This is a genomic window from Rhizobium sp. BIGb0125, from assembly GCF_024810055.1.
GTDB lineage: Bacteria > Pseudomonadota > Alphaproteobacteria > Rhizobiales > Rhizobiaceae > Agrobacterium.
In genome coordinates this window covers 491,484-517,497 of sequence record NZ_JANUDV010000002.1, presented here as the reverse complement: position 1 = coordinate 517,497, position 26,014 = coordinate 491,484, and the positions used below count along the sequence as shown (strand labels likewise).

The window sequence follows — 26,014 nt, the reverse complement described above, 5'->3', positions numbered from 1 at the left end:
TTCAAAATCCTGTTGGTCATTCCCGCAAGTCTAGTACGGGTGTTTGGCTAAAGCCAACAGATAACTGTAATAATCAATGGGGGGCAGGAATGTGGTCCCGTGATTAAAGTCCCACGATAAGACACGCTTATGGTAAGACGGCTTTTCTGTTGAATTAGAGGAAACCGGCAATGGCCAAACGAACGTCCCCTTGGGGTGGAAGTTATTCACACAAGATAAAGACCAACAAGCCGAAGAACGTGGCCGAGGCCGCTAACAATCGTCTGATGGCTATTGAGGCTATCGACCGCGGCATGTGTTTGTCGCTGACATATGAAGGCCTTCCGAGGGTTGTCGAAGTTCACACTGTCGGAACGACAACGGCTTTTCGGCCAGCCATGAGCGCTTGGCAAATAGATGGTGAAAGCAATACGCCACCCATTCCTGCTTGGCGTTTATTCAGCTTCGATGAATGCTTTAACGTCGCGCTGACGAGCACTCCATCAGAGGGCCCGCGCACCGGTTTTAGAAGCGGTGCCAAACAATTCCGGAAAATCGACAGAGAGATTTGAAGTGTCGGTCCAACGCAACATGTTGCGTCATATGGGACAGGCATCCCAATAAAGTAAGGGGCACTATGTGCCCCCTACGAAAACTAAGAAAATATTACTTTTTGCTCGACGTAGCTGGCTTTTGCTTCGATCCCAGATCGCGCATCTGACGCCATTCATCTTCTAGACGCTGTGCAACATCATGGGGAATTGTCGATGTCATTGGCATTCCTCCTATTGGTCATGGCGGGGTGATGAACGTGAGGATTACTGTGATTGTTCCCGGCTTCAAGCAAAAAAATACTCCCGACCAGGCTTTGAGGCATTAAAATCGATTAAGATTTTTTCAAATCGATTAGCATTTGATGAACGGCAATAATTGGCGTGCCGCTGAAAGGTGACGCCCTGTGTCATTGCGGGTCTTTCGAGGCAGGCCGTCCTTTTTCAGGACAGACAATGCATTAAATCCTGAACTAAGAATCTGCCCCCAAATCCGCTGCGAGATTATTTCAGCCGAACCACGCGGATTGAACATACAACGCGCAGGTGATATCGCCGGGGCAGTTCAGAGGAATATAAAGCAAGGTGCAGCCGTGATCCGTCACATCGTTTTTTTCACAGCCACAAAAGCAAATCGCGAAGCGGTCAGGGCAGGTCTGTCGATCCTCACGGCGATCCCGCACGCGTCCAAGCTGGAGATCGGCGAGAATGTGAAAAACGATCAGTGGGACAATGAGGTTGATTTTGTCGTCTACGGTGAGTTCGAAGACGAAGCAGCTCTTGCCGCCTACAAGGCCCACCCGGAATACAATCGCTCGACCTCCACGGTAAAGCCGCTGCGCGAAATCCGCATCGCTGCCGACTATGATAACGCCAAGGCTGTGACCAGCCCGATCGTCGATTGAGCTTTTCGCCCTATAAAAATGACAGGATTTGCAAACCGCCCGATAGAGATTTCAGGGCGGTTTTTTGTACTCGCTGGCCATCATTCTAGGTGGCGGGATCGAAATCATCCATGAGGATGAAGGTACCTTCCTGCCGCCGGTGCTGATTGATCAGCGGCACCAGACGGGTGAAATGTTCGGTCGCACAATGGGCATCGAGTGCTGCTCGGTCTGGCCATTCCTCAATAAAAATGAAGTGGCCGGGATCTTTCTGACCAACAAAAAGATCATAGGCGATGCAGAGTTTTTCCTGTTTGGTTTTCTCAACCAGCTCGCGGTACAGCGGCATAACGATATCGACCGCCTCTGGCCTGATGAAATCCTGCGCAATGACTTTGAGCATAACCAATACCTCACGAAAACAAACCGCTACGACCTTTTGCGGAATCAAATTCCGCCAAAGTTGAATCAGTGTGTGAAGTACCGGACTCATTGTGTGAAGGACAGCGCGCAAGAGATTCAAATGAATCATCAAATCAGGTTTGATAAAGCGCAAAACACGGTCTTTCAGGCCAAGACTGGTGGTCCTGCCAGTAATGCCAATCTTAATTCGAAGAAATGAAATATGTCTGAACTTCCCGATCGAACCCGGCAACTGCAAGGGCGGCATCGATTGGTGGGATAGTAACAGTTTTCATCCGCAAAGGGGCTCGCCAACTCGCTCTTGTAGAATCACACTGTGGATATCCGCAGACAGCGTCTCCATGTACTTGGTAGTACGACTTCGTTTTACGGCAAAGTTTTTGCCATCAAGTCTTTGAAATGACAAAGCAGGGAAGGGCGCTGTAAACCTTGTTTTCTTGAATTATGGCGTCATTCATTTGCCATTCAGACGTATTGCGCTACATATTCTCTACCGTGTTTTGTATTTGGAAGTTTGTGGAATGGCATCACCTCTGATCATAGCGACGCTTGCAGCCGGACTATCCGGCTTCATAGCGCCGGAGGCTGATATGCAGGACCGGGTGATATTGGCCGCTGTAGATTGCAGTGCTGCCGTCTCCCGTGTCATCCGCGAAACCGGCGGCCAGCTTCTTTCCGCCCAGCCGTCGGGGGACGGCCAGAGTTGCGTTGTGACTGTGCTGGTGCAGGGCGGAGGTGAGCGACCAAGAAAAGTCACGATGAGAGTTCCCATGTAACTGGAGTTGCTGGCGGCGGGGGTATATCCTCGCCAGCAACCGGGCGGTGGGTGAATTAGAGGGTTAAGGGCGGACATGCGCATTCTTGTGGTCGAGGACGACACAAATCTCAACCGACAGCTGACAGACGCGTTGAAGGAAGCAGGATACGTGGTCGACCAAGCCTTTGATGGCGAGGAAGGGCACTACCTTGGCGATACCGAGCCCTATGATGCTGTCGTGCTGGATATCGGCCTGCCGCAGATGGATGGCATTACCGTTGTCGAAAAATGGCGTGGAAGTGGCAAGGGCATGCCGGTTTTGATGCTGACGGCGCGCGATCGCTGGAGCGACAAGGTGGCCGGTATTGATGCCGGTGCCGACGACTATGTCACCAAGCCATTCCATGTCGAGGAAGTTCTTGCCCGTGTGCGCGCACTTATTCGCCGCGCCGCTGGCCATGCCTCTTCTGAAATCATCTGTGGTCCGGTTCGCCTCGATACCAAGACCTCTAAGGCGACGGTTAACGGCATCACGCTCAAGCTGACCTCACACGAATTCCGCTTGCTGTCCTACCTCATGCATCACATGGGTGAGGTCGTGTCCCGCACCGAACTGGTCGAACATATGTATGACCAGGACTTCGACCGTGACTCCAACACGATCGAAGTGTTTGTCGGTCGCTTGCGAAAGAAGATCGGCATCGATCTTATCGAGACCATTCGCGGTCTGGGTTACCGCATGCAAGCGCCTGAAAATGCAAAATAGCTCGCTAACTGCCCGCGTTCTGCTGCTAGCCTCTTTATGGTCAGCACTGGCGCTGGTGGTGATTGCTGTGACAATTTCCACATTGTACCGGCAGGGTGCTGAGCGCAGCTTCAGCGACCTTCTGCGCGCCCAGCTTTACAACGTCATCAACTCGGTCTCGATCAGCAATGAAAATACGCTGACCGGCAGCCCGCAGTTGGGCGACCTGCGCTTTGCCCAGCCCGACACCGGTTGGTACTGGGTGGTGGAACCGCTTGGAAACTTTACCGCCGCTCCCTTGGTGTCGTCATCGCTCGGTGTGGCAAGCCTGCCAGTTCCCGGCATTCTCGACGCTCCGTTCGACAGCCGTTATGAGCGGTTTTATCCCGTGGTCGATGAGGCCGGAAATCGTGTGCTGGTTGCGGAAACGGAAGTGGTGCTGGATGGCGAGGGACGTGCAGCGCGGTTTCGCGTGACTGGCAACCTCGATGTCGTCGAAGATGATATCGCCAGCTTCTCCAACAGCCTTTACATCGCACTGGCCATTTTTGGTGTCGGTAGTCTTGCAGTGAATGGCTTTGCCATTCTGTTCGGTCTTCGTCCGCTTGATAGGGCAAAGGTTGCGCTTGGAAAAGTGCGCAGTGGTGATGCCGAGCGTCTGGAAGGAACCTTCCCGCGTGAAATTCAGCCGCTTGCCACGGAAATCAATGCGCTGATCGATAGCAACCGCAGACTTGTCGAGCGTGCACGTATGCAGGTGGGCAATCTGGCCCATTCGCTGAAAACCCCGATTGCCGTTCTGTTGAATGAGGCGCGGCTGCTTGATCATCAGCAAGGCGAACTTGTTCGCACGCAGGCCGAGGCGATGCAGGCGCAGGTTCAATCTTATCTCAGCCGGGCACGTATCGCCGCGCAGCGGGGTTCCATTCTGGCGCGTGTCGAGGCAGAGCCTGCACTGGAGCGGCTGGTACGTGTCATGCGGCGCCTTAACAGCGACAAGAATTTTACGCTGCAAGTGGCGCCAGCCGGTCTGGTTCTGGCTATGGAGCAGCAGGATCTCGAAGAGGTGGTTGGCAACCTGCTGGAAAATGCGGCACGGTTTGCCGCCTCTGACGTTAGTCTGACGCTGGAAGTTTCCACGCAGGCGCCGTCAGATCCCGAAGACGCCCGCCGAACCTGGGTGAACCTTGTTGTCGAGGATGATGGCCCGGGACTGGAGCCTGAGCAGATCAGTGAAGCGATGAAACGTGGCAAACGTCTGGATGAAAGCAAGCCCGGAACGGGGCTTGGGTTGTCCATCGTCAGCGAGGTTGCCTCGGAATATCATGGCACATTCAAGCTGTCGCGCAGTGCGTTGGGAGGCCTCAAAGCTGAGCTGTTGCTGCCGGGACTTTCGAAAGAACACGGATGACAGTGCAGGCTATTCAAAAAACGACACCGGGAAACCGTGCAACTTTCGTGGAGCGTAATGGAACGTCTGACGGCAAAGAGTCACTAAAACGCACCATGTCTTTGTTTTTACGTGTATCCCTAAGGAAAACTGCTTCACTCTTTTTCTGGAAGTGTTCTAGAATAGCGACAAGCGTATTCGTGGCCGGTGAAAACAGAAAAACAAGATTTGGTAAGATGATCAATCTCGCAATGCGTTCGGCAGTCGTATCGGCTGTATCCCTGTCTGTTTTGAGTGCCTGCACAACAACCAACCGTGCAGCGGGTACCGGTGGTTTGCTGTCGCGCAGCTCCGCCACCTCGACACCCTATATCGCCAGCCTGCAGGGGGGCATCATCGCGCGCAGCGGATTGAAGTTTGAACGCAATGACCTGCAGCGCGCATTGGAAGCCGAATACAAGGCACTTGAGGCAGCCCCCGGTGGCCAGCCCGTGACCTGGAGCGGCGACGACGGCAAGGGTCAGGTTGTGGCGGCAGCACCTTATCAGGTCGGCGGACAGAATTGCCGCCAGTATACCCACACCATCACCGCGGATAGCCGCGAGACGAAAGTGCGTGGAACGGCGTGCCGAAATGCGGACGGATCCTGGACGCCTTTGACATAAGTCATGGCAAGAGGGTGTTTTTAGCCCCATGAAAGATGCGCAAGGTTGCGGCACATTGCCTCAAATTTGCGTTATTGCGGGCCTGCTTGTTTCAAAAGGGACCGCCTTCGAGTAATGGGCATTATGTTCTGGATTATCGTCGCCATACTGACGGCAGCCGTGGCTGTTGTCCTCATGTACCCCCTGATGCGCAAGGCCGAAGTGCTGGAGGCAACAGAGAGCGGTGAAGTTGCCGTTTACAAGGACCAGATCGCGGAACTTGAACGCGAGCGTAAAGGCGGCCTGATAAGCGATTCCGAAGCGGAATATGCGCGTGCGGAAATCGGCCGGCGGCTTCTTGCTGCTGATGCAAAAAGTTCCACGAAATTGGACAAGCCTGCCCGCGTGCACAGTAGCCACAAGTTTGCGTCTGCATTTGTCACCGTGCTGCTGCCTGCCTTTGGTCTCTGTCTTTACTTGCTGACCGGCAGTCCGGAAAAACCGGACATGCCGCTAGAGGCGCGTCTTGCAAATCCTGGCAATAACATGTCGCTGCTGATCGCCAAGGCCGAACGTCATCTGGCGGAAAACCCTGAAGATGGCGCAGGTTGGGACATTCTGGCACCGATCTACTTCCGCACCATGCGTTTGGGTGATGCCGAGCTTGCCTACCGCAATGCGATCCGTATCCAGGGGCCAAGTTCTGATCGCCTGATTGGTCTTGGAGAAACGCTGGTGGCGGCAAATGACGGTATCGTCACGGAAGATGCACGCTCAGCCTTTGAAGAAGGCCTTCGCCTTGACGCCACCAATCCTCGCGCCCGTTTTTATGTTGGCCTTGCCTATGAGCAGGCCGGCAGAAAACAGGAGGCACTCGCTGCCTTTGAGGGACTGGTGAAGGATTCCAAATCGGATTCGCCGTGGCTACCACTGGTTAATGAGCATATCGCAGCATTGAAACAGGACAACGGACCGACTGTCGACAGGGCGCAAACCCAGACACAGGGTCAGGCACAATCACAGGACAGCGAGCCGCTTGGCAATCCGAGCGCTGAAGATATCGCCAATGCGCAAAGCATGAACACCGAAGACCGTCAGGCGATGATCCTCGGAATGGTCGAAAGCCTTGATGCACGCCTGCAGGAAAATCCTGACAATTTTGAGGGCTGGATGCGTCTGGTCCGTTCCTATGCCATGCTCAAGAACGAGACCAAGGCACAGGAAGCTCTGAAAACTGGCCTGAAATCATTCCCCGTACAGGGCGAACAGGGAAAACAGCTGGTTGCTTTGGCAAAAGAGCTAGGACTGTCGCTTGAAGGAGTTTCGCAATGACACGCAAGCAGAAACGCCTGACGATCATTGGCGGTGGGGTCAGTTTTATCATTGCCGCAGTTCTGCTGGTCATGTTTGCCTTCGGGCAGGCCGTTGCCTATTTTTACATGCCGTCTGATCTGGCCAAGACCACCGTTGAGCCTGGCACCCGCATTCGCCTCGGCGGGCTGGTGGGTGAAAACTCCGTCAAGCGCGGTGAGGGCACCACGATCAGTTTCAACGTTACCGATGGCTCGGCTACCGTTCCGGTAACCTATACCGGTATTCTGCCGGATCTTTTCCGTGAGGGACAAGGCGTCGTTACCGAAGGCTCATTTGACGCGGCAAGCCATATGTTCGTGGCCGATAGTGTTTTGGCCAAACATGATGAAAACTACATGCCAAAGGAAGTTGCCGACGGTCTGAAAAAACAGGGTCTGTGGCAGCATGGCGAGGAAGAAGCCACAAGTGGAGCAAAGCAATGATTACCGAGGTCGGTCACTATTCGCTGGTGCTAGCATTGGCTGTTGCCTTGATCGTGTCGATCCTGCCGGTGATTGGCGCGCGTCGTAACGACGTGGCACTGATGGATATCGGAAGCCTCGGCTCCATCATGTTGTTCCTGCTGGTTAGCCTTTCCTTTGCAGCGCTCACGAGAGCCTATGCGGTGTCCGACTTCTCGGTCGCCAATGTCTACCAGAACTCGCATTCGATGATGCCAATGCTCTACAAGCTCACTGGCGTTTGGGGCAACCATGAAGGCTCGATGATGTTGTGGTTGCTGATTATCACCTTCTTCAGCGCGCTGGTCGCCATTTACGGCCGCAATCTGCCGGATACGCTCAAGGCCAACGTGCTGGCAGTTCAGGCGTGGATTACTCTCGCTTTCCTGCTGTTCATTCTGCTGACTTCGAACCCGTTCGAACGGCTTGATCCGGCACCAGCCGAGGGACAGGACCTCAATCCGATCCTGCAGGATTTCGGTCTGGCGATCCATCCGCCGCTTCTCTATCTCGGTTATGTCGGCTTTTCCGTCTGTTTCTCCTTTGCTGTAGCTGCCTTGTTGGACGGTCGCATCGACGCCGCCTGGGCGCGCTGGGTGCGTCCATGGACGCTGGCCGCATGGACCTTTCTGACGGCAGGCATTTCCATGGGTTCTTACTGGGCCTATTACGAGCTCGGTTGGGGCGGCTGGTGGTTCTGGGACCCGGTTGAAAACGCGTCCTTCATGCCATGGCTTGCCGGTACGGCACTGCTTCATTCGGCAATCGTCATGGAAAAACGCGAAGCGCTGAAAATCTGGACGGTGCTTCTTGCCATCATGACCTTCTCGCTATCGCTGCTGGGGACATTCCTGGTGCGTTCCGGTGTGTTGACCTCCGTCCACGCCTTCGCGACCGATCCAAGCCGCGGAATCTTCATCTTGGGCATTCTGACCGTGTTTATCGGTGGTGCGTTTGCGCTGTTTGCATGGCGGGCACCGATGCTGAAGGCGGGCGGCATGTTCGCGCCGATTTCGCGTGAAGGTGCACTTGTCCTCAACAACCTTGTCCTGACGGTTGCCACCGCGACGGTTCTGACCGGCACGCTTTATCCGCTGGTTCTGGAAACCTTGACCGGCGAAAAGATTTCAGTCGGTGCGCCGTTCTTCAATCTGACCTTCGGCCTTCTGATGGTGCCGATCCTCATCATCACACCATTTGGGCCGTTGCTGGCCTGGAAACGTGGTGATGCGCTGGGTGCCCTGCAGCGGCTCTATGTTGCAGCCTCACTTGCTTTCTTGGCCGGTCTTGTTCTCTGGTACGTGGAAAATGGCGGCCCGGTCATGGCGGCGCTGGGTATTGCTGCCGGTTTCTTCCTGATCATCGGTGCCTTTACCGACCTCTGGTACCGGGCCAACTTTGGCAAGCTGGCCTTCGGCATTGCTTTCCGCCGTCTGAAAGGTCTGCCACGCTCCGCATTCGGTACGGCTCTTGCCCATATGGGCCTTGGCATCACGGTTCTCGGCATCGTCATCGTGACCACCTACGAAACTGAACATGTGCTGGAAATGAAACCGGGCATGGTCACCGAAGCGGGTGGGTACACGCTGGTATTTGATGGCATGCGCAGTGCTGCGGGCCCGAACTTTACCGAAGATCGTGGCCACTTCAACATTTTGAAGGGCGGTGTGATGGTTGCTGACGTTTGGTCGTCCAAGCGGCTTTACACCGCACGACGTATGCCAACCACTGAAGCGGGCATTCTGACCTTCGGCCTCAGCCAGCTTTACGTCTCGCTTGGTGATCTCACCGAAAATGGTGGCATTGTCGTGCGTGTCTGGTGGAAACCATTCATTCTGTGCATCTGGGGCGGTACGCTGTTCATGATGGCCGGCGGCTTCATGTCTCTGAGTGACCGCAGGCTGCGGGTGGGGGCGCCCACGCGCAAGGTCAAACCGGTCAAGACACCAGCACTGGAGGCGGCTGAATGATCCGCAGTCTTGTCGTCGCCGTGCTTCTGCTGTTTTCGACAGTCCCTGCCATGGCGGTTCTGCCGGATGAGATCTTGAGCGATCCTGTTCTGGAAGAGCGCGCAAGAAATCTTTCGGCGCAACTGCGCTGTATGGTGTGCCAGAATCAGTCCATCGATGATTCGAACGCAGAACTGGCCCGCGATCTGCGCGTGCTGGTGCGGGAACGTCTGGTCAGCGGCGACAGCGATCAGGACGTGATTGCTTATGTTGTGTCCCGTTACGGCGAATTCGTGCTTCTCAAGCCACGTTTCAGCGCTCGTACCGTGTTGTTGTGGGGCGCACCTATCCTGTTGACGCTGGCTGGCGTCACATCGCTGCTGGTTTTTGCCAGACGGCGTAATACACTGCCCACACAGCAGAAATTGTCTTCTGACGAGGAAGCGAAAATCCGCTCACTGCTGGAAAAACAGGACTGACCCTTTTCCTGAAAGACTGGCCAGCACCAACATTACCGATTTTTCATGCAGCAGACACCTGATTGTAAGGTGAGAGCTCCTATATCTTCATCATCCACCGCTTCCCGCTAACGGGCTCCAGTTTGAATGATGAAAGAAGGTACCTCCATGCTGAAGAATTTAACCGGACGCATTTCCGTAAACACCGCGCTCAAGACATCAACTGTTGCGGGTCTGGCTGCCGTCATGCTGGCCACCGGTCTCCCACTCCACGTTGGTCAGTCCTTGGCTGCCCCTGTCGAGGTTAACGCGCCGCAGGTTGCAAGCTTTGCAAACGTAGTTGATGCCGTTTCCCCGGCCGTTGTTTCGGTGCGTGTACAGACCAATGTCCAGCCAGCCTCTGACGACAACAGCAACTTTTCCTTCAACTTTGGCGGTCGTGGTCTCGACCAGCTTCCTGACGACCATCCGTTGAAGCGTTTCTTCCGTGAATTCGGCGGCCCAACACCCGGTGACCGCGATCATGCAGACCGCGCACCGAACCGCCGTGGACCTGGCAAGGGCGCACTTCGTCCAACCTCGCAGGGTTCCGGCTTCTTCATCTCTGAGGATGGTTACATCGTCACCAATAACCACGTTGTCGATGATGGCGCTGCCTTCACCGTCGTAATGAATGATGGCACCGAATATGATGCCAAGCTGGTCGGTAAGGACAGCCGGACCGATCTGGCCGTGCTGAAGGTCGATGTGAACCGCAAGTTCACCTATGTTCAGTTTGCCGACGACAGCAAGGTGCGCGTTGGTGACTGGGTTGTCGCCGTTGGTAACCCGTTCGGCCTCGGCGGTACGGTCACCTCGGGCATCATCTCCGCCCGCGGCCGTGACATCGGTTCTGGCCCATACGACGACTACCTGCAAATCGACGCTGCGGTTAACCGGGGTAACTCCGGTGGTCCTGCCTTTAACCTCAATGGTCAAGTTGTCGGTATCAACACCGCTATCTTTTCGCCATCCGGCGGTAACGTCGGTATTGCCTTCGCTATTCCGGCAGCCGTCGCCAAAGACGTCGTTGCTGACCTGATGAAGGACGGCAAGGTAGAGCGCGGTTGGCTCGGCGTTCAGATCCAGCCGGTCAGCAAGGACATTGCGGAATCGCTTGGTCTGTCCGAAGCAAGTGGTGCTCTGGTCGTTGCACCACAGGCCGGCTCGCCTGGCGACAAGGCTGGCATCAAGCAGGGTGACATCATCACTGCCGTCAATGGCGACACCATCAAGGACGCCCGCGATCTGTCCCGCAAGATTGGTGCATTGGCGCCAAACACCAAGGTTGAAATCTCCCTGTGGCGCGACGGCAAGTCTCAGCCCGTCACCGTAACACTGGGTGACCTTTCCAGCGATGAGGCTTCCCCGACAACGCCAAGCACCTCGCAGGGCAATGAACAGCAGCCATCCAGCGAAAAGGCGCTTGCAAGCCTTGGTGTAACGGTCGCTCCGGCTGAAGATGGCAAGGGACTGAGCATCACGGACGTTGATCCGGATTCCGATGCCGCAACCCGTGGCCTCAAGACCGGTGAAACGATCACCTCCGTCAACAACCAGCAGGTCAGCTCTGCGGCTGATGTGGAAAAAATCCTTGAACAGGCCAAAAAAGACGGCCGCTCCAAGGCTCTGTTCCAGATCCAGACCGAAAACGGCAGCCGTTTCGTCGCTCTCGATATCGATGCTGGCTAAGCCCGTTTGAACATGTGCCGGGGCGTTCATGCCCCGGCATTTCCTTTTCAGGAGGTTTCTTATGGATATCAAGCTTCAGGATGCCACTGCCTCAACTGTTTCCAGTTGTGCGGAAAAGGCGGACGGCGCTAATGTGCCGCACATGAAGATTCTTGTTATTGAAGACGACCTTGAAGCTGCGGCCTACATGACCAAGGCATTCCGAGAAGCCGGGATTGTGGCCGACCATGCCAGTGATGGCGAAAGCGGCCTGTTCATGGGCTGCGAGAATACCTACGACGTTATGGTCATTGACCGTATGTTGCCGCGCCGTGATGGCCTGTCGGTTATCAGCGAGCTGCGCCGTCGGGGCATTGAAACACCGGTTCTAATTCTCTCGGCTCTCGGCCAGGTCGATGACCGTGTCACGGGCCTGCGTGCCGGCGGCGACGATTACTTGCCGAAGCCGTATGCATTCAGCGAATTATTGGCCCGTATCGAAGTGCTTGGGCGCCGCAAGGGCAAGCCTGAACAGGATATGGTCTATCGTGTCGGCGATCTGGAACTGGATCGCCTGTCCCATGATGTACGCCGCAACGGCAAGGAAATCCTGTTGCAGCCCCGTGAATTCCGGTTGCTTGAATATCTGATGAAGAATGCCGGTCAGGTCGTCACCAGAACCATGCTTCTGGAAAACGTCTGGGACTATCATTTCGACCCGCAGACCAATGTGATCGATGTGCACGTATCCCGCCTGCGCTCCAAGATCGAAAAGGACTTCGAGAAGCCTTTGCTGAAAACCATCCGCGGCGCGGGTTACATGATTAAAGACGAAGGGTAAGCCCGCATTATGGCTGGTTTCTGGCTTCTTCAGAGATCGACGGCGGTTCGTCTTTCTGCGCTTTACATTCTTCTTGTTGCGCTCTGCGCGGCATTTCTTGTTTTCTACGTCACAGCCCTGTCCGAGCGTCTGCTGAACCAGCAGACGCGCGATTCACTGGTGCAGGAAGTGCTTGAGGTCCAGCGCGCCTATGAGCGCGGTGGCATAAACCCCATGCTGCGTATGCTGGAACGGCGTGCGCGCCAGCCGGGCGCCAACCTCTACGTGATCGCCGGCCCCAATGGCGAAATCCTCGCAGGCAACGTTGCCTCGGTACAGCCTGGTATCTTTGACAAGGAAGGCTGGACCGGATTTCCGTTCCGCTACCAGCGTTATTCGGAAACTGGCGACAGCGTAAAACATCTGGCCGCTGGCCACGTATTTTTCCTTGATAATAGCATGCGGATCCTGATCGGCCGCGATCTGGGTGAACCCACGAAGCTGCGTCTGTTGGTTCGCAATGCGTTGATGGTGGCACTTGCCATCATGGGTATTGGTGCACTGGTCATCTGGTTTGCCATAGGGCGCAATGCGTTGAAGCGTATCGACCGCATGTCTGCAGCGAGCAAGAAGATCATGGCGGGTGATCTGTCACAGCGTCTGCCGGAGGGTCGCTCCGGTGATGAATTTGACCGGCTGTCCAGTTCGCTCAACGCCATGCTGGGACGTATTGAAAAGCTCAATGAAGGCCTGCGCCAGGTCTCTGACAATATCGCCCATGACCTGAAGACGCCGCTGACGCGCCTGCGCAACAAGGCCGCTGACGCGCTCGGCAGCCCGGATGACGATAGTCGTAAGATCGCGCTTGAAGGCATTATCGGTGAATCCGACCAGTTGATCCGCACCTTCAATGCACTGCTGATGATTTCGCGCGTCGAGGCTGGCTCGATTGCAGCCGAAATGACGGAAGTGGATATTTCCGCCATCGCCGCTGATAGCGCCGAACTCTATGAGCCGGTTGCCGAAGAGGTCGGGCTGACGTTGATTGCAGAGGTAGAGCAGGGCATATCGCTGAATGGCAATCGCGAACTCATCGGGCAGGCTTTGACTAACCTGATAGACAACGCCATCAAATATTCCTCGGAAAGCGATGGCGAAAAACGCATTCGTGTCAGCCTAGCCAGAAAAGACCAGAAGATTGTTCTCTCCGTCAGCGACGACGGGCCCGGTGTTCCCGCCGACAAGCGTGGTGAGGTGAAAAAGCGCTTCGTACGTCTGGATGAAAGCCGTTCCAAGCCCGGCACTGGCCTTGGCCTCTCGCTGGTGGAAGCGGTAATGGAACTGCATGGCGGCACGTTGGAACTGTCCGATACCAATCCTCTCGGTGCGGCATGTCCGGGGCTGACTGTTTCGATGGTCTTTCCCGTTTCAAATTCCTAAACTCCCGCCACTGAACGATACGAAGCCGATTCCATTTGCGTGGGACCGGCCGCAGAAAAGTATCGACAAGGGAGAGAGACATTGCTGCAGGACAAGACAACGCAGAACCGGCTGGATGCTGTTGCGGCGGATATCATCCGTCCCTACACGCTGACGGAGCTGAAATCCGTTTTTTCCATTTTAAAGGACATCGCCAGGAACGAACCGGCCGTTGCCAGCCTTCTGGCAACTGAGGCGCCTTTAAAAGACTTTATTGCCAATGCCTTCACGCTCTCGCCCTACCTGCGCGATATGGCGACCATGGATGACGGATTGCTGACTTTAGCGATCAGTGAGCCGCTGGACGCCACGCTACAAAAGCTTGTCGATGATGCACGCAATTGCTGGCGTGCCGATGCAGAGAGTGCTTTCCCAAGCGAAAGCGACGTGATGACGCGGCTGCGCATTGCCAAGCGTCGATTGTCCTTCATCGTTGCCCTTGCCGATCTCGCCCGTATTTATACCGCCCGTGACACGGTGCGCTGGTTAAGCGACATGGCCGATGCGGCCCTGTCTGCCGCTATCGACTTTCTGCTACTGTCGGCCCATCAGGCGGGCAAGTTGCAACTCAGCAATCCCGAAGCGCCATCGGAAAAATCCGGCCTTGTCGTGCTTGGCATGGGCAAACTCGGTGCGCGAGAGCTTAACTACTCCTCCGATATTGATGCGGTGATCTTCTTTGAACCATCGGCCGGTATCGTGGCGGATCCGCTTGAGGCAACCGAGACCTTCGGGCGTCTGATGCGCCGCCTTATCCGTATCATGCAGGAACGGACCGGTGACGGTTATGTGTTCCGCACAGACCTGCGTCTGCGTCCTGATCCGGGCTCAACGCCGCTTGCCATTCCGGTTGAAGCAGCTCTTCTTTATTACGAGGGCAGGGGACAGAACTGGGAACGTGCAGCCTATATCAAGGCACGACCGGTGGCGGGCGACATCAAGGCAGGTGAGAACTTCCTGCGTGAACTGACACCCTTCGTGTTCCGTAAATATCTCGATTACGCCGCGATCGCCGATATTCACTCCATCAAGCGGCAGATCCATGCCCATAAGGGCCACGGCGCTATCGCCGTCAAAGGCCATAATGTCAAACTTGGTCGCGGTGGTATTCGCGAGATCGAGTTTTTTGCCCAGACCCAGCAATTGATCGCCGGCGGCCGCATGCCGGCCCTTCGCGTTCGTGCCACCGAACCGGCGTTGAATGAGCTGACCACGGCGAAATGGATTGATGCTGATACCCGCGACGAGCTGATCGATGCCTACTGGTTCCTGAGAGAAATCGAACACCGCATCCAGATGGTCCGCGATGAGCAGCTTCATACACTGCCGGACAGCGAGGCTGAACTGAAGCGCATTGCCTTCATGTTTGGTTTTGCCGACACCAAAACATTTTCCAGCCGATTGGAAGAGGTGCTGCGTCGGGTCGAAAAACAGTATTCCGAACTGTTCGAGCAGGAGACTCGTCTTTCCATCGGTTCGGGCAATCTGGTGTTCACCGGCCAAAAGGACGACCCAGACACATTGCAGACCCTCAGCAAACTGGGCTTTGAACGGCCGCAGGACATTTCGCGTGTCATCCGCACATGGCACAATGGCCGCTATCGCTCCACGCAGTCGGTTGAGGCACGCGAGCGATTGACAGAACTGACACCGCAATTGCTGAAAGCCTTTGGCGAAAGCAAACGCGCCGATGAGGCTTTGCTGCGGTTTGACAACTTCCTGTCCGGCCTGCCAGCCGGCATCCAGCTGTTTTCGCTGCTCGGTAACAATCCCGCCCTGTTGTCGCTGTTGGTCACTATCATGTCGTCCGCGCCGCGACTGGCAGATATCATTGCCTCGCGTCCGCATGTATTTGATGGCATGCTCGATCCGGGCCTGATGAATGATATTCCGACCCGTGAATATCTGGCAGGCCGTATGGCTGGCTTCCTGGCGCCTGCGCAGCACTACGAGGACATTCTTGACCGGTTGCGTATCTTTGCCGCCGAGCAGCGTTTCCTGATCGGCGTGCGGCTTCTGACAGGCGCTATTCGTGGAGAGATGGCGGCACGAGCCTTTACACACCTTGCGGACCTCGTGATTGAAGCAGCCCTCAATGCTGTTCTGGAGCAGATAGAGCAGGCGCATGGCCGTTTCGCCGGTGGTCGCGTGGCTGTGCTCGGTATGGGTAAACTCGGTAGCTTCGAGCTGACTGCAGGCTCCGACGTCGACCTGATCCTGCTCTATGACTACGATGACAGTGCAACCGCATCTGACGGCGAAAAACCGCTGGATGCTGTGCGTTACTTCACCCGTATCACCCAGCGGCTTATCGCTGCGCTGTCTGCCCCGACGGCAGAGGGTGTTCTCTATGAAGTTGACATGCGCCTGCGCCCGTCCGGCAACAAGGGGCCGGTGGCAACGCGTCTTTCCGCTTTCGAGAAGTACCAGCGCGAGGAAGCCTGGACCTGGGAACACATGGCGCTGTCACGCGCCCGTCCTCTCTGCGGTGACCCCAGCCTGAGACTGGATGCAGCCACCATCATTCGTTCGATCCTGTCGCAGAAACGCGAAATCAGCAAAACTGCCGCCGATGTAAAGGAAATGCGCACGCTGATCGAGCAGGAAAAGCCACCGGCTGACATTTGGGATCTCAAGCTTATCCCCGGTGGTCAGATCGATCTGGAGTTCATGGCGCAATTCTTGCTGCTCGTCACCGTCACCAAGGGGCAGGAATTGCCGCTGCTTGGCCAAAGCACCTATGACGTGCTGGACGCGCAGGCAGTTGGGGCGATGGAGCCGTCGGCCTTTGACGACTGCCTGAAAGCCATGCGGCTATGGACCGCATTGTCGCAGATCATCCGCCTGTGCATCGATAGCCGTTTTGAACCGAAGGAGGCCCCGGCGGGGCTGATCGATCTGGTTTGCCGTGCAGGCGAATGCCCAGACATTGCAACGCTTGAAGGTGAAGTGAAGCGCCTGTCGAAAACCGTTCGGAAAACCTTCAATGCGCTGGTCAAGAACGGCGGATGACAGTCTGTATCCGGGTCAATGCAGCCTGCATCCACGTGGCTGGACGTGAGGGATAATCAGGGTAACGACAGTGCCCTTGCCCTCGCAGGAGCGGATCTTCATCGTGCCGCCATGCAGGTGGACAAGCGAGCGTGAGATTGCCAGGCCGAGACCTGAGCCGCCCTTGCTTTTGGCGTATTGGCTTTGCACCTGTTCAAACGGCTGGCCGATCTTGTGCAACGACTTGGTGGGAATACCGATGCCCGTATCGGCAATCGTCAGCATCAATGCACCCTGATGGACATGGGTGCGTAGGGCAATTCGGCCACCTTCTTCCGTAAACTTCACCGCATTCGAGAGAAGATTGAGGAAAATCTGCTTCATGGCGCGGCGATCACCCGTCATTGTCAGGCCGGTGCAGATGCGCTGTTCAATTGAGATGCTCTTCTGTTCGGCCTGAATGGAGGTCAGGCGCAGGGCTTCATCAATCAGTGGCGCAAGATCGATATTCTCCGGGTTGATACGCATATGCCCGGCTTCGATCTTCGACATGTCGAGAATGTCGTTGATGACATTCAGCAGATGTTTGCCGCTGTCGTAAATGTCATGCGAATATTCCTGGTATTTCGGCGATCCGACCGGACCGAACATCTCATTCACCAGAATTTCCGAGAAGCCGAGAATAGCATTCAATGGCGTGCGCAACTCATGGCTCATATTGGCAAGGAATTCCGACTTGGCCTTGTTGGCCGCTTCGGCACGGTCTTTTTCCGCCTGGTAGTTGGCGTTTGCCAGAGACAATTCCGACTTCTGTCGTTCAAGCGTGTGGCGTGAGGCTGAGAGGTCGCCAATCGTCGCCATCAACCGCTTTTCAGAATCACGCAACCGTTCCTGATGGCGCTTGAGAAGGGTAATATCGGTACCAACCGAAACGAGGCCACCGTCACGGGTCCGTCGCTCATTGATCTGCAGCCAGCGCTCATCGGCAAGCTGTACTTCTGTTGTACGGGAAAGACCGGACTGGTCGCCATCGGCAATACGTCGTTCGACAACAGGGCGCGCCGCCGCAGCGTTTACAGCGGAACGTTCGGTGCCGGGAATAAGGACGCTGTCCGGCAGACCATAGGCCTGCTGGAAGTGGGCGTTACACATCACCAGGCGGTCATTTTTATCCCAGAGAACAAAGGCTTCAGAGGTACATTCAATCGCATCTGCAAGGCGCTGGTCAGCTTCCGCATAACGTTGCGCCAGACGATGCTGCTCAGTCACATCCATCACAATGCCGATGACATGGGTACGGCCGGTCACGGTGCGAATGACCTGCGCGCGGGCGCGCATCCAAACATAATGACCCTTTGCGTGTTTGATCCGGAAAATCTGGTCGATCTGGTTCAGTTCGTGTCCGGCAACAGCACGGGCAAGTGCGTAGAGATTGCCATCCTGAGGGTGCATCATGCGGGCAACGTCGCTGAACGACAGCGGCTTGTTGCGCGGCGGCAGTCCGAGCATCTCATAAAGCGAACTGGACCAGAACATGCGGCGGTTGGCGAGATCGAAATCCCACAGACCACAGCGGCCGCGCGACAGCGCCGTGTCAACGCGCAGATTGGATTCCAGGAAGATCTCGTCGGCTTCACGCGCCCGTTTGACCTGCATGTAATAGGCATAAAGGATCACAATGAGGATCGAGGAAATGCCGGCGAACAACGTGACGTTCATGGCAATTTCCTGCCGCCAGAACGAGCGGATGGACTCCAGCGACTGCGCTGCAATCACCATGCCGCCCTCGGTGCCGATTGGCATCATCGTGGCGTAATGTGGCGTGCCGTCAATATTGGTCTCAATCGTGCCGGGTGCGCCGGCAAAACGGCGCACAATTGCAATTTCCGGCAGGAGATTTGTCAGGCTGGTGCCGATATAGATCGAAGAGGCCACGCTGGAAGTTGCAAAGACTTTGCCTGAGGCGTCAGACAGCAAAACGAAGGTATCGCCACCCATGCTGCCTTCGGGAAATGCGGCAGAGAGTTTCTGTTCAGCTTGCAGGCGGTTCTGAAATGAAAGCGGGGCGGCATTTTCAGACAATACGGAGCGGGAGGTTATGGCGATTAGAGCCGTGGACTGCCGGGCGGCATCGTCCATTCGGTTATACTCTGCCATGATGCCAAGCGTGCGTGACGCAGCGACCACAACGAGGAAGGCTGTGATGAGTATGGGAATGAGACGCTTGAGCGTCGTCTCCACCTGCGGCAGCTGACGCGGAGATCCGTGAACCAGCCCTATCAAATTGCTTGATAGCTGCTCGCTCCAGACTGAAAAATCAGAAAATTTGGCATACGGTCGCTCATCGCCCGCAGTCGCCCGCCGCACGTTCGTCATTGTCCCGCCTTGATGTCCCTCGATTACAGCGCCGCGCCATTCATGTCGCAAATCAGGACGCTGTCACAATTTGAAAAGCCGCATAGCCCACTCTCAAGATCTGTTCAGATCCCCAAGACCGATGCGCTGATCCAAAGCACCGCCGCTCGAATCTACCCTAATGAATCAAAGGCTTTGTGTGTTGTCCAGAGGCTTTGGTTAAAAGATTATTAACCCCTTGAACCGACTCAAGGTTTTTTACTCTTGTCTGCGGTCGGTTGCGAAATGCTGTTTTAAAACAAAAAAGGCCGGAGAAGCTCCAGCCTTTTTTGCAAAAGAAACTCTCAATCAGCCTTTGAGAGTCCTCTCAACGATGTCACGCACATCAGTGGAAAGCGCTGGTGCGTGCTCAATTTTCATCAGGGCAGAACGTGCCTTGTCAGCCCGGCCGGCCTCGAGAGACCGCCATGAGCGCATGCATGTCAGAATACGCGCAGCAAGCTGCGGGTTTTTCTTATCGATTTCAATGATCTGCTCGGCAATGAAAGCGTAAGCTTCACCATCCGGGCGATTGAAACCGGTGGCGTTTGCAAAGGCAAAGTTGCCGACAAGCGAGCGAACGCGGTTCGGGTTGCCTGCGATGAAGTGCTTCGACTGCATCAACTTCTTTACGCGGTCCAGCGCGTCGTGGCCGGGAATGGTGGCCTGAATGGCAAACCACTTGTCGATAACAAGTGCGTTGTTGGCAAAGCGTGTTTCAAACGATGCCAGCGCTTCTGCGGTCTCGGTCGCCGCAGGAAAGCGGTGCGCAAGGACGGTCAGGGCATGGGCAAGGTCAGTCATGTTGCTGGCAGTGCGGAAGGCTTCTGCTGCCCGTGCCGGATCTTTTTCGGCGTAAGACAGGTAGAGCAACGCACTGTTGCGCAGGGCACGGCGTCCAGCACTGGCTGCATCTGGCGTAAATTCGCCTTCGGTGCGCATGTCTTCCGCCAAGCGGACAAAGGTCTCCTGTCCACCCTGTGCGATGATCGCCAGAACCTCGCCACGTGCTTTGTGGATGGCGTCGGGATCATTGTCCCGGCCAAGTTCACGGGCAATGTCGGATTCACTTGGCAGCGCCAGCGCCTGCGCTCTGAAGGCAGGTTCCAGACTGTCGTCGGATGCGATTTCCAACAGCGCGGTAATCAGGTCCGGTGCAAAGCTGACAGCCTTGCCCTGTTTGACCGATGCCACGGCTTCAATCAGGTTTGGCAGTGCAAGGTCGGTAATCGCCTGCCAGCGCGAGAACAGGTCTGCGTCATTGCGAGCAATATGCACGAGGTCGGCAGGTGTCTGGTCGAAATGCAGGTTGATCGGTGCTGAGAAGCTGCGGTTAAGCGAAACAACCGGGCGAGACGAAATGCCGGAGAACACGAACGTCTGCGAGCGCTCGGTCAGGTGGATCACGCCGTTGGAAAACTCGCCACCCTCGACCTGTGTCGGCTCGGCAATCTGGCCATTGTCCAGCAGCAGCGCGGTGCTGAGCGGAATATGCATCGGCTCTTTGTTCTGCTGACCGGGTGTTGGCGGAATTGTCTGCTCAAGAGACAGGGTAAAGGTATTCGCTGCCGCGTCGTAAGCAGTGGATACGCTGACAAGCGGCGTGCCGGCCTGACGGTACCACAGCGAAAACTGTGTCAGGTCACGACCGCTGGCATCTTCGAAACATTTCACGAAGTCTTCGACGGTGGCGGCATCGCCGTCATGACGTTCGAAATACAGGTCCATACCCTTCTTGAAACCATCCTGACCAAGCAGGGTGGCAATCATCCGGGTAACTTCGGAGCCCTTTTCATACACCGTCGTCGTGTAGAAATTGTTGATTTCGCGGTATTTCTCTGGACGAACGGCGTGTGCGAGCGGTCCGCCATCTTCCGGAAACTGCTCCGCTTTCAGGTGACGCACTTCTGCAATACGCTTCACGGCGCGCGAGCGCATGTCGGCCGAGAACTCATGATCGCGATAAACGGTCAGGCCTTCTTTCAGGCACAGCTGGAACCAGTCGCGGCAGGTAATACGGTTGCCCGTCCAGTTGTGAAAATATTCGTGGGCGATGATCGCTTCGATATTGGCGTAGTCCGCATCGGTGGCGGTCTCAGGATCGGCCAGAACGTATTTGTCGTTGAATACGTTGAGACCCTTGTTCTCCATCGCGCCCATGTTGAAGTCAGACACGGCAACGATCATAAAAATATCGAGATCGTATTCGCGGCCGAAACGGTCTTCATCCCACTTCATCGAGCGCTTCAGCGCATCCATGGCGTAGGTGGCGCGCGGCTCCTTGCCGTGCTCGACGTAGATCTTCAGGGCAACTTCACGGCCAGACATGGTTGTGAATGTATCTTCCACAACGCCGAGATCGCCTGCGACAAGCGCAAACAGATAGCTTGGCTTCGGGTGTGGGTCGAACCAGGCTGCGAAATGACGGCTTTCGTCGTAATTGCCACCACCGAGAAAGTTGCCGTTCGACAGCAGTAGGGGATTGCCCTCTTTCTGCGAGATGATGGTGATCGTGTAAGGTGCCAATACATCCGGACGATCCGGAAAATAGGTGATGCGACGGAAGCCTTCTGCTTCACACTGCGTGCAATAAATGCCGCCAGTGCGGTAAAGGCCCATCAACTGGGTATTGGATGTCGGGTTGATATAGTTGGTGACGCAAATCTCGAACGGTTCGCTTTCCGGCAGATCACGGATTGTCAGGCTTTCCGGAGTTGCGTCATATTGTGCAGCAGGAACATCGATCTGATCCAGAAGCAGACCGGACAGAACAAGCTCGTCACCATCCAGTACCAGCGGCGCTTTTGCATCGACGCCTTCGCGCCGGTGAAAAATCAGACGCGCTTCGACTTTGGTGTTTTCAGGGTCGAGTTCAAAGGTGAGATCCACCCGTTCCAAAACAAAATCTGTTGGGCGGTAATCTGCCAGGTGAACGATCTGGCCCGTGTCTGTTCGCATGACTATTCCTGAATGAACTTATGTCTGCCGCTACCGGACATCATGGAACATGCCGCCCGAATGTAAAATTAATTTTGAGATTCACAATCATGTGAAAGGCGAAAAACATAATGTCCTTCGTAGTAGCTGCCAGACAATCTGTTCACGGAAAACCAGTGAATGTGCCTCGCATTGGCACATATTCACATCAAATGTTGAACGATTACTGAAATTATGTCTATGCCCGAATAATAATTTGGCAAATCTATATGGAAGAGTAAGTCGAAGCAGACTTGACCTCTCAGGTAGCAAGTTCTTCGCGAAGCTTACTTCGTTTTCGCTGTGTTGGCGGAGACAATATCCTGGCCATAGCATCGAACGTATGTCGCGCTGGAAAATGCCTTGAAAGCGACGATCAAAACACGCGCCGCAACAGTTGCCGTAAATTTCCAAGCCTATTCATGGTTCGATAACACGTTTTGATGAAAGTGCGATCAAATATGGGTTATAGGTAAAGTCCATTTCCGTGCGCCGCCGTCTCTGCTTGCTTCGATAGCGCGTTTTTTCCAGATGTCCTGAGTGCAATTCCGATGAGCGTGGCAGCAATAAATCCAATTCGCGGTATCAGTTTCAAGGTGCTGTCGGTGATGCTGTTTTTGATGATGCAGACCTGCATCAAATCGGCAGGCGCGGATATTCCGGCCGGACAGATTACCTTTTTTCGCTCGGCCTTCGCGCTGGTGCCCATTCTTATCTATCTTGCCTGGCTGAAGGATCTGCCAGGTGCCTTTTATACCCGTTATCCCTTCGGTCATTTCAAACGTGGCGTTCTCGGCATCCTGTCAATGGCCTGTGGTTTTTATGGTCTTGTGCATCTGCCCATGCCGGATGCCATCGCGCTTGGTTATGCCTCCCCGCTCATGGCGGTCATTTTTGCCGCCGTGTTGCTGCGTGAACAGGTGAGGGTCTATCGCTGGACGGCCGTTTTCGTCGGCATGATCGGCGTTATTGTTATTCTGTTTCCCAAGCTGACTTTGCTGCGGGAAGGTGGCTTTGGCAGCAGCGAAGGCATGGGCGCTCTCTCGGTCATGGCGGCGGCAGTGCTGGCAGGCATGGCGATGATCCAGGTGCGTCAGTTGGTCGTCAGCGAAAAGACCGCCACCATCGTTGTCTATTTCTCGATAACCGGAGCTGTGCTGTCGCTGTTCACCCTGCCATTCGGTTGGGTGTCACTCAGCGCCACCGATACGACGCTGCTCATCGCCTGTGGTATATTTGGTGGCGTGGCGCAGTTGTTCCTGACTGAGAGCTACCGCCATGCCGAGGTTTCGACCATTGCGCCGTTTGAATACAGCTCCATCATCATCGGGATCGGGATTTCCTATGTGATGTTCGGTGATATCCCGACATTCACCATGCTGGTGGGAACAGCTATCGTTATCTCCGCCGGTATCTTTATTATCTACCGCGAACATCGTCTCGGCCTGAGCCGCAAGGCAAGCAAGAAAGCCTCAACCCCACAGGGCTGATTTTCTTCATATAAATGCGTGGAGTTGTAACATAACTGTCTATTGCACCTGTTACCCGTTGTCCTGGTTGTTAAAATTTAGTTAAAAGATAATTCTAGGGTAATGCAATTTTGCTAATGCTTGTGTTCCAGGCTGGCAAAAGCGGGAAATGGGGTTGAGCGTGGTGAAGTGCACGCCTGCTTTTGCAGGCGGTGTAGTATCCTGTACGCTCATGATTGCGATGCATGCTTCAATCAGTGATTACGGTGAAACTGCCAGGTTCGTTCATGTCGGGAGGATATCTTGAAAAGATATACGCCCGCTGAACTTGTAGAGCATCCGGCATTCGTTAGCGGCTTGAGTGATCTGGCGCAGGTTTTGCGTACCGTCTTCGCGGAAGGTCCACGGATGGCCAAGATGCTGGCCGCCCACCAACGCTGGTTGTTAAGCCAGGCCGGAATGGCGTTGCATCTGGAAAACGGCGAGGCGGGCCTGACGATTGCCTCCCTGCGCGATCTGATCACGCCCCATGGCATTGCCAGCCGTAACACCGTTCAGAACTTTCTCGAGCAGTTGGAAATCTACCGCTTCATCGAAGTCGTCGGTAAAAATGGCCGCTATTATCCGCGTCGTTACCGCGCGACGGAGACCACCGAAGGGGCGATGTTCCGCTGGTACGCCAGCAATCTGATGGTGGTGGATGGCATGGATGGCGGCATGCGTGCGGCGCGGCTGATCAGCCAACCGCAATTGTTCCGGCTTGCTCATCCACGCGCCATTCGCAGTTGCATCGAATCCAAGGAATGGCGCGAACCGCCCGAAAACGTCGCAATGTTCATGTGGACGGAAGGCGGCGGTCTGGTGGTCGATGATTTTATCGCCCGCATCAAGAATGCCGATATAACCCAGAAACGCATCGATATCGGCTACGTCAACATCCCCGAACTGGCGACCGAGTTCATGATGTCGCGCACCCATTTCCAGCGCATGATGCGCAAGGCCATGGATATGGAGCTGATTGGCTGGTCAGACGATGCGCCGCGTTCCGGCATGTGGATATCGAAGCAGTTTCTGCATGACTATGCCGGCTGGCAGGCTGTGAAGATCGCCCATGTCAACAATGCATTCGTGACGGTCGTGGAAAGCTACGGTGATGAGATGACTGTGCCGCAAGTAAATCGCGATTGACGTTGCGGTCTTGCTGGCCGTCGATGGTACCACTGCGCTAATTGCGCTTTATTTCCAAAAAAAGCCCATAAAAACCAAAAGAGCGTCTTTCTGTCGAAAAACGCTCACGGTAACACAATTTTTAAAACATGACGCCTTTGGATCAGCGTGCACGAAAATCCGCAAAAACTTGCGAAGGGCGCGTTACACCATGCTGAACAGCATAGGCACGTGCGGTGATTTGTTCGTTCGTTGCCGAACCGAAACGGTGGTAACCCTGACTGGAGCGGGGACCAACCCCTGCGAGCCTGAGTGTTTCAAAACCGGAGTGAACCGGACGAAAGCGAGTTGTCATAGCCTTGGTTCCTTAAACCTATTTCCTCCCAAGACATGAGGTGCTTATGACAGCGGTCGTCGGATTCGACAATCAGGGTAAATGCGGCGCTGTTATGCGTTAACCGCATGGCTATTTTCATAAAACGTTTACAATGGTCAAAAACCAAGCATTTACATTTGAGCGAGACGGGATTTGAAAGACAATAAATCCTGCCAAGCCAATGCTTTACTGGCTGGAGCATTGAGTAATTCTTGCGGATGCAGGCTGGCAAGTGCCGGAATAATCGCGCCGCCAACGGGCACTTCACGCCACTGACCGCGCATTGTGTGGATGGTGCCGGTGCCGCCAAAGAAGAATCGCGCGGTAACGTTGCCCAAAAGCAACAGCAATTTCGGCTCAAAAAGCGCGATCTGCCGCTCAATGAAGGGGCGGCAAATGTTCATTTCCGGCCCGGAAGGGGCGCGGTTGCCCGGCGGGCGCCATGGCACGGTGTTGGCAAGTGCGATCTGATTGCGGTCGAGATCGATCGCTGCCAGCATACGGTCGAGCAGCATGCCTGCCTTGCCAGAGAAAGGCAGACCATCGCGGTCGTCATCCGCATCCGGCATCGGGCCAATGATCATGACCTTGGAGCCCGGGGTACCCGTCGCAAACACGGTATTGCGCGCCCCGTTTTTAAGATTGCATCCGTTGAAGCTTTCAAGGGCAGTTTTCAACTCTTCCAGGGAACGGGCACTTTCGGCCGCAAATCGGGCCGCAGCCACCGCCTGTTCGTCTGGCACCGCCATATTAGGCATGGAGGGTGCCGCCGCTGCCGGACGTCCACCGGTCGTGGCAGATGGTTTGCCGGCATCGCTCCGTCTTGCCGTTTGGCCGGAGCGTGCGTTGTCCGTCTGCCGTACCTGCTGTTTGGCACGGCTTGCCTCAAACTCCGCAAACCGGTCAATGGCTTTATCCTCCAGCAACCAGTCAACGCCCGCATCTGCATGAAAATGCAGAAGCGCGGCGAGTTCGGCAGGGGATAGGTCATTTGCGGATATCATGAGGTCAACATAATGATCTGGCGGCGTAGATCAA

The 26,014-nt window shown here is 55.3% G+C and carries 21 protein-coding genes; 16 read left to right on the top strand and 5 right to left on the bottom strand.

The features are described from left to right. Positions 1-170 precede the first annotated feature (170 nt). Together M2418_RS06495 and M2418_RS06490 are read left to right on the top strand one after the other, a co-directional pair. Complete coding sequence (locus M2418_RS06495) at positions 171-551, top strand: hypothetical protein (protein WP_259145530.1); 381 nt, start codon at positions 171-173, stop codon at positions 549-551. A gap of 572 nt (positions 552-1,123) precedes the next feature. After that, on the top strand, positions 1,124-1,435 hold the full coding sequence (locus tag M2418_RS06490; protein ID WP_250983035.1) for a Dabb family protein: 312 nt from the start codon (positions 1,124-1,126) through the stop codon (positions 1,433-1,435). Positions 1,436-1,520: 85 nt separating this feature from the next. Here M2418_RS06490 and M2418_RS06485 read toward each other — a convergent pair whose 3' ends face one another. Beyond that, positions 1,521-1,763, bottom strand: a complete 243-nt coding sequence (locus tag M2418_RS06485; protein WP_259145910.1) for a putative quinol monooxygenase — start codon at positions 1,761-1,763, stop codon at positions 1,521-1,523. Positions 1,764-2,358: 595 nt separating this feature from the next. On the opposite strand from M2418_RS06485, the gene M2418_RS06480 reads away from it, so the two are divergent. The 12 genes from M2418_RS06480 (at position 2,359) to M2418_RS06425 (ending at position 16,615) form a co-directional block, all read left to right on the top strand. After that, on the top strand, positions 2,359-2,613 hold the full coding sequence (locus tag M2418_RS06480) for a hypothetical protein (protein WP_192487330.1): 255 nt from the start codon (positions 2,359-2,361) through the stop codon (positions 2,611-2,613). Between the two features lie 75 nt (positions 2,614-2,688). Next, complete coding sequence (locus M2418_RS06475) at positions 2,689-3,360, top strand: response regulator transcription factor (protein WP_192487331.1); 672 nt, start codon at positions 2,689-2,691, stop codon at positions 3,358-3,360. Continuing rightward, positions 3,350-4,750, top strand: coding sequence for a HAMP domain-containing sensor histidine kinase (locus M2418_RS06470; RefSeq protein WP_259145527.1), 1,401 nt, complete (start codon positions 3,350-3,352; stop codon positions 4,748-4,750). The genes M2418_RS06475 and M2418_RS06470 overlap by 11 nt, the downstream gene beginning before the upstream one ends. A 215-nt stretch (positions 4,751-4,965) precedes the next feature. Next, positions 4,966-5,394 (top strand): hypothetical protein, encoded by a 429-nt coding sequence (locus M2418_RS06465; RefSeq protein ID WP_192487333.1) that lies wholly within the window; start codon positions 4,966-4,968, stop codon positions 5,392-5,394. A 123-nt stretch (positions 5,395-5,517) separates the two neighbouring features. Continuing rightward, complete coding sequence (gene ccmI / locus M2418_RS06460; RefSeq protein ID WP_259145524.1) at positions 5,518-6,705, top strand: c-type cytochrome biogenesis protein CcmI; 1,188 nt, start codon at positions 5,518-5,520, stop codon at positions 6,703-6,705. After that, entirely contained in the window at positions 6,702-7,169 is a 468-nt protein-coding gene (ccmE, locus tag M2418_RS06455; protein ID WP_259145522.1) for a cytochrome c maturation protein CcmE, read from the top strand. Before ccmI ends, ccmE begins: the two co-directional genes overlap by 4 nt. Continuing rightward, a complete protein-coding gene (locus tag M2418_RS06450) occupies positions 7,166-9,157 on the top strand; it encodes a heme lyase CcmF/NrfE family subunit (RefSeq protein ID WP_250983031.1) in 1,992 nt (663 codons plus the stop codon). Before ccmE ends, M2418_RS06450 begins: the two co-directional genes overlap by 4 nt. Continuing rightward, positions 9,154-9,615: a cytochrome c-type biogenesis protein gene (locus M2418_RS06445; RefSeq protein ID WP_250983030.1), complete on the top strand. Its 462-nt coding sequence runs from the start codon at positions 9,154-9,156 to the stop codon at positions 9,613-9,615. Before M2418_RS06450 ends, M2418_RS06445 begins: the two co-directional genes overlap by 4 nt. A gap of 147 nt (positions 9,616-9,762) precedes the next feature. Further along, positions 9,763-11,325, top strand: coding sequence for a Do family serine endopeptidase (locus M2418_RS06440; protein WP_192487337.1), 1,563 nt, complete (start codon positions 9,763-9,765; stop codon positions 11,323-11,325). A 61-nt stretch (positions 11,326-11,386) separates the two neighbouring features. Beyond that, the gene (locus tag M2418_RS06435) at positions 11,387-12,145 is read left to right on the top strand and encodes a response regulator transcription factor (RefSeq protein ID WP_285200493.1); all 759 of its coding nucleotides are present in this window, start codon (positions 11,387-11,389) and stop codon (positions 12,143-12,145) included. A gap of 9 nt (positions 12,146-12,154) precedes the next feature. After that, positions 12,155-13,564, top strand: coding sequence for a HAMP domain-containing sensor histidine kinase (locus M2418_RS06430; RefSeq protein WP_259145519.1), 1,410 nt, complete (start codon positions 12,155-12,157; stop codon positions 13,562-13,564). Between the two features lie 111 nt (positions 13,565-13,675). After that, positions 13,676-16,615, top strand: a complete 2,940-nt coding sequence (locus M2418_RS06425; RefSeq protein ID WP_405049394.1) for a bifunctional [glutamine synthetase] adenylyltransferase/[glutamine synthetase]-adenylyl-L-tyrosine phosphorylase — start codon at positions 13,676-13,678, stop codon at positions 16,613-16,615. A 15-nt stretch (positions 16,616-16,630) separates the two neighbouring features. Here the strand turns inward: M2418_RS06425 and M2418_RS06420 are convergent, their stop codons facing one another. Both M2418_RS06420 and pepN read right to left on the bottom strand, forming a co-directional pair. Further along, entirely contained in the window at positions 16,631-18,970 is a 2,340-nt protein-coding gene (locus M2418_RS06420; RefSeq protein WP_250983027.1) for a PAS domain-containing sensor histidine kinase, read from the bottom strand. A gap of 327 nt (positions 18,971-19,297) precedes the next feature. Next, entirely contained in the window at positions 19,298-21,946 is a 2,649-nt protein-coding gene (gene pepN, locus M2418_RS06415; protein ID WP_250983026.1) for an aminopeptidase N, read from the bottom strand. 569 nt (positions 21,947-22,515) lie between these two features. On the opposite strand from pepN, the gene M2418_RS06410 reads away from it, so the two are divergent. Beyond that, complete coding sequence (locus M2418_RS06410; RefSeq protein ID WP_259145516.1) at positions 22,516-23,454, top strand: DMT family transporter; 939 nt, start codon at positions 22,516-22,518, stop codon at positions 23,452-23,454. A gap of 282 nt (positions 23,455-23,736) precedes the next feature. Continuing rightward, complete coding sequence (locus M2418_RS06405; protein ID WP_259145514.1) at positions 23,737-24,621, top strand: hypothetical protein; 885 nt, start codon at positions 23,737-23,739, stop codon at positions 24,619-24,621. Positions 24,622-24,763: 142 nt separating this feature from the next. Here M2418_RS06405 and M2418_RS06400 read toward each other — a convergent pair whose 3' ends face one another. Together M2418_RS06400 and M2418_RS06395 are read right to left on the bottom strand one after the other, a co-directional pair. Then, complete coding sequence (locus tag M2418_RS06400) at positions 24,764-24,955, bottom strand: hypothetical protein (RefSeq protein ID WP_192487344.1); 192 nt, start codon at positions 24,953-24,955, stop codon at positions 24,764-24,766. Positions 24,956-25,107: 152 nt separating this feature from the next. Continuing rightward, positions 25,108-25,980 (bottom strand): uracil-DNA glycosylase, encoded by an 873-nt coding sequence (locus tag M2418_RS06395; RefSeq protein ID WP_259145513.1) that lies wholly within the window; start codon positions 25,978-25,980, stop codon positions 25,108-25,110. Positions 25,981-26,014 lie beyond the last annotated feature (34 nt).

Bases quoted from the DNA above. Each gene is read 5' to 3' on its own strand.
- M2418_RS06495 (WP_259145530.1), top strand. From the start codon at position 171: ATGGCCAAACGAACGTCCCCTTGGGGTGGAAGTTATTCACACAAGATA.
- M2418_RS06485 (WP_259145910.1), bottom strand. From the start codon at position 1,763: ATGCCGCTGTACCGCGAGCTGGTTGAGAAAACCAAACAGGAAAAACTC.
- M2418_RS06480 (WP_192487330.1), top strand. From the start codon at position 2,359: ATGGCATCACCTCTGATCATAGCGACGCTTGCAGCCGGACTATCCGGC.
- M2418_RS06475 (WP_192487331.1), top strand. From the start codon at position 2,689: ATGCGCATTCTTGTGGTCGAGGACGACACAAATCTCAACCGACAGCTG.
- M2418_RS06470 (WP_259145527.1), top strand. From the start codon at position 3,350: ATGCAAAATAGCTCGCTAACTGCCCGCGTTCTGCTGCTAGCCTCTTTA.
- M2418_RS06465 (WP_192487333.1), top strand. From the start codon at position 4,966: ATGATCAATCTCGCAATGCGTTCGGCAGTCGTATCGGCTGTATCCCTG.
- ccmI (WP_259145524.1), top strand. From the start codon at position 5,518: ATGTTCTGGATTATCGTCGCCATACTGACGGCAGCCGTGGCTGTTGTC.
- ccmE (WP_259145522.1), top strand. From the start codon at position 6,702: ATGACACGCAAGCAGAAACGCCTGACGATCATTGGCGGTGGGGTCAGT.
- M2418_RS06450 (WP_250983031.1), top strand. From the start codon at position 7,166: ATGATTACCGAGGTCGGTCACTATTCGCTGGTGCTAGCATTGGCTGTT.
- M2418_RS06445 (WP_250983030.1), top strand. From the start codon at position 9,154: ATGATCCGCAGTCTTGTCGTCGCCGTGCTTCTGCTGTTTTCGACAGTC.
- M2418_RS06440 (WP_192487337.1), top strand. From the start codon at position 9,763: ATGCTGAAGAATTTAACCGGACGCATTTCCGTAAACACCGCGCTCAAG.
- M2418_RS06435 (WP_285200493.1), top strand. From the start codon at position 11,387: ATGGATATCAAGCTTCAGGATGCCACTGCCTCAACTGTTTCCAGTTGT.
- M2418_RS06430 (WP_259145519.1), top strand. From the start codon at position 12,155: ATGGCTGGTTTCTGGCTTCTTCAGAGATCGACGGCGGTTCGTCTTTCT.
- M2418_RS06420 (WP_250983027.1), bottom strand. From the start codon at position 18,970: ATGACGAACGTGCGGCGGGCGACTGCGGGCGATGAGCGACCGTATGCC.
- pepN (WP_250983026.1), bottom strand. From the start codon at position 21,946: ATGCGAACAGACACGGGCCAGATCGTTCACCTGGCAGATTACCGCCCA.
- M2418_RS06410 (WP_259145516.1), top strand. From the start codon at position 22,516: ATGAGCGTGGCAGCAATAAATCCAATTCGCGGTATCAGTTTCAAGGTG.
- M2418_RS06400 (WP_192487344.1), bottom strand. From the start codon at position 24,955: ATGACAACTCGCTTTCGTCCGGTTCACTCCGGTTTTGAAACACTCAGG.
- M2418_RS06395 (WP_259145513.1), bottom strand. From the start codon at position 25,980: ATGATATCCGCAAATGACCTATCCCCTGCCGAACTCGCCGCGCTTCTG.